Annotated in this window: 13 protein-coding genes and 1 pseudogene; 8 read left to right on the top strand and 6 right to left on the bottom strand. The window is 66.2% G+C overall.

The window, feature by feature from the left end:
* Positions 1-46: 46 nt before the first annotated feature.
* From GH737_RS02345 to GH737_RS02320, 6 genes are read left to right on the top strand one after another with little or no spacing between them, the layout of a single operon-like run.
* Positions 47-310, top strand: a complete 264-nt coding sequence (locus GH737_RS02345; protein ID WP_155263252.1) for a hypothetical protein — start codon at positions 47-49, stop codon at positions 308-310.
* A 32-nt stretch (positions 311-342) separates the two neighbouring features.
* Complete coding sequence (locus GH737_RS02340; protein WP_155263251.1) at positions 343-1077, top strand: SCO family protein; 735 nt, start codon at positions 343-345, stop codon at positions 1075-1077.
* Positions 1078-2019: a cytochrome c oxidase subunit II gene (gene coxB, locus GH737_RS02335; RefSeq protein WP_155263250.1), complete on the top strand. Its 942-nt coding sequence runs from the start codon at positions 1078-1080 to the stop codon at positions 2017-2019.
* On the top strand, positions 2019-3638 hold the full coding sequence (ctaD, locus tag GH737_RS02330; RefSeq protein WP_155263249.1) for a cytochrome c oxidase subunit I: 1620 nt from the start codon (positions 2019-2021) through the stop codon (positions 3636-3638). Before coxB ends, ctaD begins: the two co-directional genes overlap by 1 nt.
* On the top strand, positions 3631-4266 hold the full coding sequence (locus GH737_RS02325; RefSeq protein WP_155263248.1) for a cytochrome c oxidase subunit 3: 636 nt from the start codon (positions 3631-3633) through the stop codon (positions 4264-4266). The genes ctaD and GH737_RS02325 overlap by 8 nt, the downstream gene beginning before the upstream one ends.
* Positions 4263-4556 carry a cytochrome C oxidase subunit IV family protein gene (locus GH737_RS02320; RefSeq protein WP_155263247.1) on the top strand — a complete coding sequence of 98 codons (294 nt, stop codon included), beginning with the start codon at positions 4263-4265 and terminating at the stop codon, positions 4554-4556. Before GH737_RS02325 ends, GH737_RS02320 begins: the two co-directional genes overlap by 4 nt.
* Positions 4557-4564: 8 nt before the next feature.
* Here GH737_RS02320 and GH737_RS02315 read toward each other — a convergent pair whose 3' ends face one another.
* The 4 genes from GH737_RS02315 to GH737_RS02300 form a co-directional block, all read right to left on the bottom strand.
* On the bottom strand, positions 4565-5101 hold the full coding sequence (locus GH737_RS02315; protein ID WP_155263246.1) for a hypothetical protein: 537 nt from the start codon (positions 5099-5101) through the stop codon (positions 4565-4567).
* Complete coding sequence (locus GH737_RS02310) at positions 5101-6852, bottom strand: family 1 glycosylhydrolase (protein ID WP_230558580.1); 1752 nt, start codon at positions 6850-6852, stop codon at positions 5101-5103. Before GH737_RS02310 ends, GH737_RS02315 begins: the two co-directional genes overlap by 1 nt.
* Before the next feature lie 88 nt (positions 6853-6940).
* Positions 6941-7135 (bottom strand): hypothetical protein, encoded by a 195-nt coding sequence (locus tag GH737_RS02305; protein ID WP_155263245.1) that lies wholly within the window; start codon positions 7133-7135, stop codon positions 6941-6943.
* 70 nt (positions 7136-7205) lie between these two features.
* The gene (locus GH737_RS02300; RefSeq protein ID WP_155263244.1) at positions 7206-7520 is read right to left on the bottom strand and encodes a hypothetical protein; all 315 of its coding nucleotides are present in this window, start codon (positions 7518-7520) and stop codon (positions 7206-7208) included.
* Between the two features lie 229 nt (positions 7521-7749).
* Here GH737_RS02300 and GH737_RS02295 point away from each other — a divergent pair, with 229 nt between their 5' ends.
* Positions 7750-8967 carry a S53 family peptidase gene (locus GH737_RS02295; RefSeq protein WP_155263243.1) on the top strand — a complete coding sequence of 406 codons (1218 nt, stop codon included), beginning with the start codon at positions 7750-7752 and terminating at the stop codon, positions 8965-8967.
* A 125-nt stretch (positions 8968-9092) separates the two neighbouring features.
* A complete protein-coding gene (locus tag GH737_RS02290; RefSeq protein WP_155263242.1) occupies positions 9093-10712 on the top strand; it encodes a type II secretion system protein GspD in 1620 nt (539 codons plus the stop codon).
* 59 nt (positions 10713-10771) lie between these two features.
* Here GH737_RS02290 and GH737_RS02285 read toward each other — a convergent pair whose 3' ends face one another.
* Together GH737_RS02285 and GH737_RS15090 are read right to left on the bottom strand one after the other, a co-directional pair.
* Complete coding sequence (locus GH737_RS02285; protein WP_155263266.1) at positions 10772-10930, bottom strand: Flp family type IVb pilin; 159 nt, start codon at positions 10928-10930, stop codon at positions 10772-10774.
* 141 nt (positions 10931-11071) lie between these two features.
* Positions 11072-11644: pseudogene (locus GH737_RS15090) on the bottom strand (penicillin-binding protein); the annotation flags it as partial.

The raw sequence follows: 11644 nt of genomic DNA, 5'->3' as shown, positions 1-11644 counted from the left end.
CGGACCGACTGCGGCCGAGAAGGCCTCGCGCTACGAGCCTCTCGACGTGCCCGCGTGGCTGCCGTTCTGGCTCGGCTGCCTGCTCGCCGCGTTCGTCGGCGGAGTCCTGCTGACGATCTCGATCGGCTTCCCGCCTGCGGTGCAGCAGCAGTATCGGGGGCCGCTCAAGTCGCTTCCGCCGGCGCCTCGGCTGCAGTCGGCACCACAGCGCGAGCGGGAGCGCTACGAGGCAGCGAAGCAGCAGGAGCTGCAGGGTATCGACGCGGCGATGGAAGAAACTGCGAAGCAAGGTTGGGGGCCGCCGAAATGAGAGCGGCAGCGCTTCTCCTCTGCTTACTGCTGATGGCGGCGCCCGCGCAGGCCGTGGACCCAGCCGCCTTCCAGCAACTGTCGTTCCGCCAGCACCCGGGCGCGCAGCTTCCGCTGGACGCGCGGCTTGACGATGCGTCGGGCCGGCCGCTGACGCTCGGCAAGGCGTTCGATGGCCGGCCGACGGTGCTGGTGCTCGAATATCTTCGCTGCAAGAACCTCTGCAGCCTCGTGCTGAGCGGTGCGGTGCAATCGATCGCGAGCGCGGGCCTCAAGCCCGGACGCGACCTCGAACTGGTCGCGATCAGCATCGACCCCCGCGAGAGTGCGCACGACGCCGCGGCGGCGCAGGCGATGTATGCACAGCGGTTGCAGAGCGCCGACGGAATTCGCTTCTACACGGGCTCATCGGAAGACGTGCGCGCGATCGCCTCGGCTGTCGGCTTCCCCTACCGCTACGACAAGACGACCGACCAGTTCATGCATCCCGCGGGCTTCGTCGTGACCACGCCCGACGGCAAAATCTCGCGCTACATGCTCGGACTGAACCCTGCCCCGGGCGAGCTCACGCAGGCCGTCGCCGAAGCATCGCACGGCGACGTGGAGCCGCCCGCGCATCCACTGCTTCTGCTCTGCTTCGGCTACGACCCCGATGAAGGCACGGCTGCGGCGTTGGCGATGCGGCTGGTGCGCTGGGGATCGGCGGCGACGGTGCTCGGCTGCCTGCTGCTCGTCGGCTTCCTTTCGCTCCGCCGCAGGCCGGCCTAGGTGCACGGCTTTCCGTGGTGGCCGGCGACGGCGAGCGCCTATGCCGGCACCATCGATTTCCTGTTCGGCAGCCTGCTCGTCGTGGCGGCCCTCACCTCCGGGCTGGTCTTCTTCCTACTGCTGTTCTTCGCCAACAAGTACCGCCACGGCAGCAATGCCGACCGCAGCGGTGCGATTAGGAAAACCTGGCGCTTCGAGGTCGCGTGGACCGCCGCGACCCTGCTGGTCTTCGTCGGCATGGCGGTGTGGGGCTCGACCATCTACCTCCGGCTCTACAACCCGCCCGCCGATGCACTGCAGATTTTCATCGTCGGCAAGCAGTGGATGTGGAAGGCGCAGCACCCCGGCGGGCAGCGGGAAATCAACGAGCTCCACGTCCCCGTCGGCCAGGACGTGCGGCTGGTGATGGCGTCGCAGGACGTGATTCACAGCTTCTTCGTGCCGGCGCTCAGGATCAAGCAGGACGTGGTCCCCGGCCGCTACGAAACGATGTGGTTCCGCGCCGACAAGGTCGGCCGCTACCATTTGTTCTGCGCCGAATATTGCGGGACCGATCACGCGCACATGGGCGGCTGGCTGACCGTCATGAACCCGCGCGATTTCGCGAACTGGCTCGAGGATCAGGGCGGTCAGACCACGCTCGCCGCGCAAGGGGAGGAGCTGTTCCGCCGCTACGGCTGCAGCGGCTGCCATGAGAGCGGCGGGACGGTGCGCGCGCCGCACCTGGAAGGCGTGTTCGGAAGCCCGGTGCCGCTGTCCGACGGAAGCGTGGTGATTGCCGACGAGCGCTACGTGCGCGATTCCATCCTCAACCCGAAGGGTCAGGTCGCCGCGGGCTACGCGCCGGTGATGCCGACCTTCGCCGGGCAAGTCAGCGAGGACGATCTGGCGAAGCTCGTCGCGTACATCGAATCGATCGGACCGGAGCGGAGCGGAAGCTGATGCACGCCCCGCACGACGAGACCTATCTCAACGCCAGAGTCGGCATCCGCTCGTGGCTTCTCACCACCGACCACAAGCGCATTGCCCTCCTCTATTTCGCCGGGATCACCTTCTTCTTCTTCATCGGCGGGATCGCCGCGACCCTGATCCGGCTCGAGCTGATCACCCCCGGGCCTACCCTCGGAAGCCCGGATTTCTACAATCGCCTGTTCACCATGCACGGCATCGTCATGGTGTGGTTCTTCCTCATCCCCTCGATCCCGACGACGATGGGCAATTTCATCCTGCCGATGATGATCGGCGCGCGCGACCTGGCTTTCCCGCGGCTCAACCTGCTGAGCTGGTATTTCTACATCGCCGGCGGGCTGATCACGATCGCTGCGCTGTTGCTCGGCGGGATCGACACCGGCTGGACCTTCTACGAACCCTATTCGACCTTCTACGCGACCGGTTACCTGATCCTCGCCGTCTTCGGCATCTTCGTGTCCGGCTTCTCGTCGATCCTCACGGGGCTCAACTTCATCGTCACCGTGCACAAGCTGCGCGCGCCGGGCATGACCTGGTACCGGCTGCCGGTGTTCGTGTGGTCTACCTACGCGACCAGCCTCATCCTCATTCTGGCGACGCCGGTGCTGGCGATGACCCTTCTGATGCTGCTCGCCGAGCGCGTGCTCCACGTCGGGCTCTTTTCGCCCCAGCTCGGCGGCGACCCGATCCTGTTCCAGCACATGTTCTGGTTCTACAGCCACCCGGCGGTCTACATCATGATCCTGCCGTCGATGGGCGTGATCAGCGAGATCGTGCCGGTGTTCGCGCGCAAGCCCCTCTTCGGTTACAAGTTCGTGGTCTGGTGCAGCATCGCGATCGCGGCGATCGGCTTCCTCGTCTGGGGGCACCACATGTTCGTCGCCGGCCAGTCGCTTTACGCCAGCCTCGCTTTCTCCTTCCTCAGCTACCTGGTCGCGGTGCCGTCGGCGATCAAGGTGTTCAACTGGACTGCGACGCTGCACGAAGGCTGGATCCGCTTCGACGCGCCGATGCTCTACGCATTCGGCTTCATCGGCCTGTTCACGATCGGCGGGCTGACCGGCCTGTTCCTCGCTGCGCTGCCGATCGACGTCCACGTCACCGACACTTATTTCATCGTCGCCCATTTCCATTACATCATGGTCGGCGGCGCGGTGATGGGTTTCTTCGCGGGCCTCCATTACTGGTGGCCGAAGATCACCGGCCGGCTCTACCCCGATTATTGGGCGCGGTTCGCCGCCATCCTCGCCTTCTTCGGCTTCAACCTGACCTTCTTCCCGCAGTTCATCCTCGGCTATCTGGGGATGCCGCGGCGCTACCAATCCTATCCGCCCGAGTTCCAGATCTGGCACGTGCTGTCGTCGGCGGGCGCGAGCATCCTCGCGTTCGGCTACGCGCTTCCGCTGTTCTACTTCGCCTGGTCGATCCTCAGGGGCTCGCGGGCGTCGGCCAACCCGTGGGGCGCGACCGGCCTCGAATGGTCGACCCGCTCGCCGCCGCCGCCCGAGAATTTCGCGGCCACGCCCACGGTCGTCCGCGCCCCCTATCAATACGACCAAGGCAAGCCGTGCATGCAGGCCGGCGATGTCTGAGCGCGCGATCGGCTTCCAATATGCGACGGTCGCGCAACAGCGTGAAGCGTCGACCCTCGGCATGTGGGCATTCCTCGCGACCGAGGTCCTGTTCTTCGGCGCGCTGATCGCGGCTTACCTCAACTATCGCATCTGGCTGGGCGACGAGTTTATCGCCGCTGCCAGCCTGACCAAGGTCGCGCTCGGCACCGCAAACACGGCCGTGCTGCTGACGAGCAGCGCGTGCATGGCGATGGCGGTCATGACCTTCGAGGCCGGGTCGAAACGCGCGCCGGTGCTGTGGCTCACCGCGACGGCGCTGCTCGGGCTGGCGTTCGTCGTGATCAAGGCAAGTGAATGGTGGCTCGACTATCAGGAGCATCTCATCCCCGCGCTCAACTTCGACCTGGCGCGGCACGGCGGCGTCGCGGAAATCTTCTTCGTCTTCTATTTCTGCGCGACGGGCCTTCACGCGCTCCACCTGCTGATCGGGATCTCGATCGTCGCGTGGCTCGCGACCGCCATCGGCCGCGGACGGATCGTGCCGGGCGGGTCCACGACGCGCCTGGTCGGGCTCTACTGGCACTTCGTGGACGTCGTCTGGATTTTCCTCTTTCCGCTCATCTACCTCGCCGGGAGGAACGGATGAGCGCCGCGACCATCTGGAAGTGCTGGTTCGCGCTGATGCTGCTGCTGGCCGCGACGACGGCGAGCGCGTTCGTGCCGCTCGGCTCCGCCAATATCGTGATTTCGCTCGCGATCGCCGTCGCCAAGGCACTGATCGTGCTGCTGTTCTTCATGGAGCTTCGCGGCAGCCGAGCGCTTGTCCGTGCTTTCGCCGCGGCGGGCTTCTTCTGGCTGCTGATCATGATCGTGCTGACCGGCGCGGACTATTGGCACCGCACGGACGCGCTGGCGCCGATCGACCAGGTGCGCTGAACCGCCGTTCAGCCGTTCGCCGGCGGCTGTTCCTTGATCGGCCGGTCCTTGCCCGCGGCCGCGCCCGGGCCCAGCTCCTCGTGACGCGAGCCGGTCTCCAGGCTCTCGTGCAGCGGGCGGTGGACGAAGGGCAGAAGCAGCCCGATCGCCAGCCCCCACACCAGCATCGACAGAGCGACGCCGACCGCCGGGGTGCCCGCCGGCGCCTCGCCGCCGCTCATCACGGGCAGCACCAGCACCGCGCCCGCGGCCCAAAACGCGAAGCCGAACGACATGCCGAACAGCCATCCTCCGCGGACGCTGTTCGCCGCCCGGCCGAAGAAACGCGCATACACCGCGCCGGCGACCGCCATCACCGCCCAGCCGGCGCCGATCGTCGCAAGCATCGGGATTCCGAGGATCGACGCTTCGACCTCGAGCGAACGGCAGGCATAGAGCACGGCAAGCGCCGGAATGGTCGCGATCACGCCCGAGATCGCGCCGGCAAGCAGCGGGCGCTGGCTTGGCCCGGGATCATAGCCATGCGCGGCGAGGAAGCTGGCCATCAGCGCATCAACTCCTTCAATGCCTTGCTCTCGCGATATTCCGGCAGGTCCTTGTAGAGGTCGATCAGGTGCTTGTAGGCGAGGCCGACCGTCCGCGCCTCGCGGTTGAGGTCGAACAGCCCGACCGGATAGACGATCCCCAGCGGCTCGCTCATCGCGATGCTCCAGTCGATCTGGTCGGTCAGGCTGTACCAGGTGAAGCCGACGAGCGGCACGCCGGCCTTGGCCAGCAGCTGCACGTTGTGCCACTGGCGCCACAGCCACTTGGGCGCACCGTCGGCGTCCATCTTGTTGGTTTCGGTATGCATCATCGGCCGCCGGTAGCGCTGCCAGTACTGGTCGGCGATGACGTACCAACCGAACAGCTCGCCAAGCGCCTGCGCCTGGCCGTTGCGGTCGATCAGCCGCTCGTTCCATTCGTAATAGTCGACTCCAAGGATCGACCGGCGGGGGACCTGGCGCTGCGCGAATTCCGCGAGCGCCGCATCGGTCACGCCATGGTCGTGAAGATAGGAGCGCATGCCGTCGCTCACCGGATGGGCGTAAATGAGATCGAGCGGGAGGAAGCGCCGCTCGTTCTCAAATCGCGCCGTGGCGACGATATGCTCGTCGGGGCAGCAGGGCTGATAGAATTCGCTGCTTTCGCTGTTGATGAAGACTGCATCGGGGCGCTGCTCTAGGATCCGGTCGCTCATCTGGATGCTCGCCCGGGCGAGGTTGAACGCGGCCGTGACGAATGCGCCTTCGTCGTTCATCTGCTCGTTCCACACGCCCTGGATCGTGCTCATCCGCGAGCACACGTACATCTCGTTCACCGGCGTGTAGAAGCGCACCCACGGGTAGCGCTCGGCAAATGCGTTTGCATATTCGGCGAGCGCCGGCGCGATCTCCGGATTCTGGAGGTTGCCCAGCCACGACGGCACGCCGAAGTGGCACAGGTCGATGATCGGCTCCGGCCCGAAGTCACGCAGTTCCTCCATCTGCGGGTCGACGTAGCTCCAGTCGAAATGCCCCGGCGCATCGAAGATCAGGTGGAGCGGTGGCCCGTAGCGGATGTGCGTGATTCCGATCTCGCGCGCGAGCTCGAAATCATGCTGCCACCAGTCGTAGTGACCGGTGGAATCGAGCTCGTCGCGGCGCCAGCGGCCATGGTCGATCGTCGGATAGCTGCACTCGATTCCGGTCGCGAACATGAAGCCGCACGTGTTTTCGTTGCGGCGACGGTTGCCCGTGCTGCCCTGCCGCGCGCGCGGCCGTCCGATCTTGCGGCCAGCGCGGTATCCGACCGGGCGGGTGTAGATCGCACCCATGGTCAAGCCGAACACCGCGTGGCCGGCGACCAGCGCCGCAATCGTGGCGGGCGACAATGGGGCAAAGAAGGACCGCAGCCCGATCGCGGTCACGTCCGTTCCGAGTTCCATCAGCTTGAGCTGCGGATAAACGATGAAAATCGCGAGGACCGCCGGGATTATCGCGAACACGAGGCCCTGGATCGCCGGCGGCCAACGAAAGCGCGCCCAGAAGAAATAGCCGTAGAACACCGCCCAGCACACCCCGACGGCGAGATGGACGAGGCCGGCGCCGGCGAGGGCGAGCCAGTGCTGCCGGTTGAAAACCGCCGAGCCGAGCTCGACCACCAGGTCGGGCGACGGCAGCCCGACCAGCACCAGCGCGCGAAGCAGCCCTTCCATGACGACCGCGGCGGATACGCCGGCGACGATTGCCTTCGGCAGCGCGACAATTCGAACCATCGCGCGCTAGCTCCTCCGGTTCGGACAATAAGGGCAGGCGGCTGCACCCGGCACTAAGCCGGGCAGGCTTGCCGACATATGCATGAAGTTAACCGCCCTTCTTCGACTCTTTGTTGTGAGGCTCGGCGGCCGATTTGTCCCCGGGTCCGCCCGCGCTGCCGGCCTGCATGCCGCCCTCGACTCCGCCGGCCAGTTCGAGCTGCTTCACCTGCTCGTCGGTCAGCTTCTTGCGCCGCTCGCTTTCGGTCGGATCATCGGCAAATCCGCGCTTCTTGTCGTCCATCGCTCTTCCGTTCTGCCTCAAGAACGAGCGGTCGCAGGCGCCGTTCCAGCGAGCGCGGCATTTCCCCGTCCTAGCGACGGCGGCGCGTAGGCGAGAGCTTCGAGTTCCGGATGCAGGCGTTGAACCCGACCCAGTCGAGGCGCGCCGCCCCGCGCCGCGCATTGCGGTTGCACAGATGAATTTTCGACGTGGGCGGATTGGTGGCGGCGATGAACCTTCGAGCGTCCCTCAACGCCTTGCGCTGTCGCCGCTCGCAGCTTGCCTGCCATTGGCAGCTGATGCCGATGTTGAGCGCGACCGGATCGTAGATCGGCGCCGTCGCGCGCGCCGGCGACGCGGCAGCAGCGGCAAATGCCAGGCCGACCAGTGCAACCTTCCCCCACATGGCAGCAGACTTGCATCCGCGGGCAAGCTCCGCAACCGCCGAAAGCGTGGGAAATGCCCGTTAAACCAAGTCGATACACGCAAACACGTTACTCGGCTTTACGATGAGCCGAGGGCTATGTGCGTTGAAACGATTGAGCAGCAGCATCGATGCTGCTGCTGCTGCTTGCTTTTCCACCCATTGGGCGCAGCATCGCGGTCCTTCCGAGTAGCTGTTGAAGGGGGCGATTATGAAAGCTTTGACGACGGGCGCGGTAGCGCTCGCAACCGTGCTTGGCCTCGTTGGCACCTCGGCGCCCGCCCAGGGGCCGAACGGCCAGCCGGTCGAACGCTTCGGCCGGGTGTTCGCGGTTTCCGTGTGCGGCCGTATGCAGGTCGCGCTGCAGGCGCGCTGCTTCGGCAAGGTCGTGACCGACGCGCGCGGCAATATCATCAACGGCAAGCCGGACCTGAACCGCAATGTCACGCCGTCGGGCTATGGCCCGTCGGACCTCAACAGCGCTTACGGCCTGTCGCCCGCGAAGGGAGCGCCGGGGTCCGGCCCGACCATCGCGATCGTCGATGCGTACGGCTATCCGAACGCGGAGAAGGATCTCAACACGTACCGCGCGCAGTACGGTCTTGGGTCCTGCACTACGACCAACGGCTGCTTCAGGAAGGTCAACCAGAACGGCGGCACCAGCTATCCGCGCACAGACGTGGGCTGGGCGCAGGAGCAGGCGCTCGATCTCGACATGGCGAGCGCCATGTGCCCCAACTGCAAGATCCTGCTGGTCCAGGCCAGCACGCCCTCGTACGGCAATCTCGCGGCCGCGGTGAACCGCGCTGCGACCTTAGGCTCGATCGTGATCTCCAACAGCTATGGCGGCAGCGAGAGCGGCTCGACGACATACGAGAGATCGTACGATCATTCGGGCGTGGCCGTGACCGTCAGTTCGGGTGATTATGGCTACGGAGTTCAGTTCCCGGCCTCATCGTCGCACGTCGTCGCGGTCGGCGGCACGCGCCTGGTCCGGTCGGGCAGCGGCTGGAGCGAGACGGTGTGGGATGGCGCCGGCAGCGGATGCAGCAGCCTCTACGGCATCCTTTCCAACACGCAGAGCGCGACGGTGACCGGTTGCCCGAACCGCGCGGTCGCCGATGTTGCGGCGGTCGCGGATCCGAATACGGGCGTCTCCGTGTACGGTCCGGTAACGCGCAGCCGCTCGGGCTGGATGGTATTCGGCGGAACGAGCGTTTCCGCGCCGCTGATCGGCGGCATCTACGCTGCCGCAGGGGCGTTCGGCGGCTATCCGACGACCAAGCTGTACGGCAGCGCGACGGGCGCGTTCCGCGACATCACGAGCGGCAACAACGGCTCCTGCCCGACGACGCAATGGTGCACCGCGGGCAGCGGCTGGGATGGACCGACCGGTCTCGGAACTCCGCAAGGCGCCAGCGCCTTCTGATCCGGGCATGACTCGCACTGTGCGGGCGTCCTTCGCGGCGCCCGCACATTCATGTTGGGATCGGCGAAATTTGCGTTAGAAACCAGAATCATGGGGTGGGGACTTCGACGAACGGACTCAGGCGCATGACGCGCATGGCAGCAGCGATCGCCGTCGCGCTCCTGTCGTTCCTTTTGTGCGCTCTCCCTGCGGCCGCGGCGCAGCAGGTTGCGCCGGTCGCCCGGCCCGCCCTTCTGACCGACGTGAAGCTGCTTTCGGAATCGCCGGTGGAATCCCGGTTCGAGCTGACCTTCGATCCCGCGGTCACTGCCTATGGCCCATCGATGGGCGCTCCCAACCAGCCGGCAATCAGCTTCCCGTTCACGTCGCGTGGCCGCAATGCCGTCCAGCCGCGCGGCATGAAGGGGCTCGTCCGCCAGCTCAACTTCCTTCAGCAGGACAATGTCCTCGTCGTCCGCTTCGACTCGACCGCGGCGGCAAGCGCGGCTGCGGTGCGGACGACGGACCGCACCGTCGAGGTCACGGTGACCACCGGCAGGGCAGCGGCGAACCGCGACTATTCGGCGGAGACCGGCCCGTCGCCGATCAGTCTTCCCGCAGCCTATGAACCGCCTGAAGATTATGCGCTGGTGCTGCTGAAATATGCCGATGTGTCCGAGGTCGTGGGGCTGCTGACCGACGGGCTGACGGTCAAATCGAACGACGTCTTCATCCCGAGTGAGCCGCAGTTCGGCTCCAACAGCCTGACCGGCAACAATTACACGCCGACACAGGTCACGCAGGCGCCCGGCGCCAACGACGAGCCGCTCGGCCAGTCGGTCGACGCCTCGATCGGCATCGACCGGCGGCTCAACGCCGTGTGGCTCAAGGGCCCGCCCGAACGGATCGCGCGCCTCAAGGCGATGATCGCCGCGATCGATATCCCGGTCGACAGCGTGATCCTAGAAACCCAGTTCGTCGAACTGACCGAGTCGGGCGTGAAGGCGCTCGGCATCGACTTCAACAATTCGACCGGCCAGCTCGGCGTAGTGACCTTCGGTTCGGGCGGGTTCATCGCCGGCCTCCCGCCCCAGGGCTGCACCGGCGACCCGATCGTCTGCTCCGGGCACGTCACCAGCGCGCAGTTCCAGGCCGCTCTCTACGCCCAGATCCAGAAAGGCAACGGCCGCATCGTGTCCCGGCCGCGCATCTCCGCGCAGAGCGGCTCGACCGCCAAGATCATCACTGGCGATGCCTTGCCGATCCTGACCTCGATCGCGCTGTCCGGAGTCAACGGCGTGTCGCAGCAGGTCCAGTATGTGAACGTCGGCGTGACGCTTCAGATCGCGCCGCGGGTGAGCGGCGACGGGTTCGTCAGCAGCCATGTCTTCGCGGTCGTCTCGAGCGTGACCGGCTCGAGCCAGGGTTATCCGACCATCAGCCAGCGCGAGGCGGAGACCTCGGCGACCGTGCGCGACGGCGATTCGTTCGTGATTGGCGGCCTCACGCAGGACGAGACGCTCACCACCAAATCCAGGGTTCCACTGCTCGGGGACATCCCGCTTCTCGGCCAGGCATTCCGCAACGAGCGCACGACCCGGCTCAAGACTGAGCTGTACATCATCATCACGCCGCGTATCGTCCACCGAGTCGGCTCGCGGACCGACGTCGTGCCGGCCAACGCGGCCCTCTACGCGCCGCCCGCCGCCGCGAACACGGAAGCGGCACCGCCGCTCCTGCCCCCGGTCGAGCCGCAGAACCGCTAGGCAAAAGAAAAGCGGCGGCGCCGCCAAGGCACCACCGCTCCTCCCACTCAAGCCGAAGCTTAGTTCAGCTGGCCCGACACGTTGTTGAACGTCGAGCTGAGCTTCGTTCCGATGTTCTGCATCGCGCCAATGGCGGCGACGGCGATGAGCGCCGCAATCAGCCCATATTCGATGGCCGTCGCGCCCTTCACGTTCTTCAGCAGTTTCACGAACTTCATCATTTCAGGTCTCCACATGGCTTCGAGCAACGGGAAAGCTCCCGCACCTGCGCACGAACCAACCCGCGTAGGTTGATGCGCATTCTCGCCTGCGGTGGTTGAGAAAGGATTAAATGTGACCGTTCGCCGACTTCGCCCGGACTAGCCGCCTGTGCCGAAGATTTCATGCAGGCGCTCGGCGATGGCGCGCAGCGGCTTAGTCGAGTTGCTCCACTCGGGCGGAAGGGGGCTCTTCTGTCGGGGCTTCTCGATCCGCTCGAAGGCCACCGGCAGCTCGGGGCCGCGCTCGTCGTCCACGGCCAGCGCCGAGCTCATGAAGCTGCGCCAGATCTGCGCCGGGACGGTGCCGCCGCTGACCTTGCCGAGCGAGCCGTTGTCGTCGCGGCCGACCCACACGCCGACGACCAGATTTCCGGCAAAGCCGATGAACACGGCGTCACGGTTGTCCTGCGTCGTGCCGGTCTTGCCGAAGGTCGGGACCGCCAGCGCGGCGCGGCGCCCGGTGCCACTATTCGCCGCGGCGTAGAGCAAGTCGAGCATCGGCGCCCGGTCGCGCCGCTCGTCCAAAGTCCCGTCGCGGCGGAAGATCGCGGACAGTCCCTCCGGCGGCGAGGCTTGCGAGAGGCCGCGAGCGACCACCGGGTAGCGGCCGCTCGCCACCGCCGCATAGGCGGAGGTCAGCTCGAGCAGGCTCACGCCGGCGGTGCCGAGCGC

This window comes from Sphingomonas segetis (assembly GCF_009720245.1).
GTDB lineage: Bacteria > Pseudomonadota > Alphaproteobacteria > Sphingomonadales > Sphingomonadaceae > Sphingomicrobium > Sphingomicrobium segetis.
This window is presented reverse-complemented; position numbering and strand designations above follow the sequence as displayed.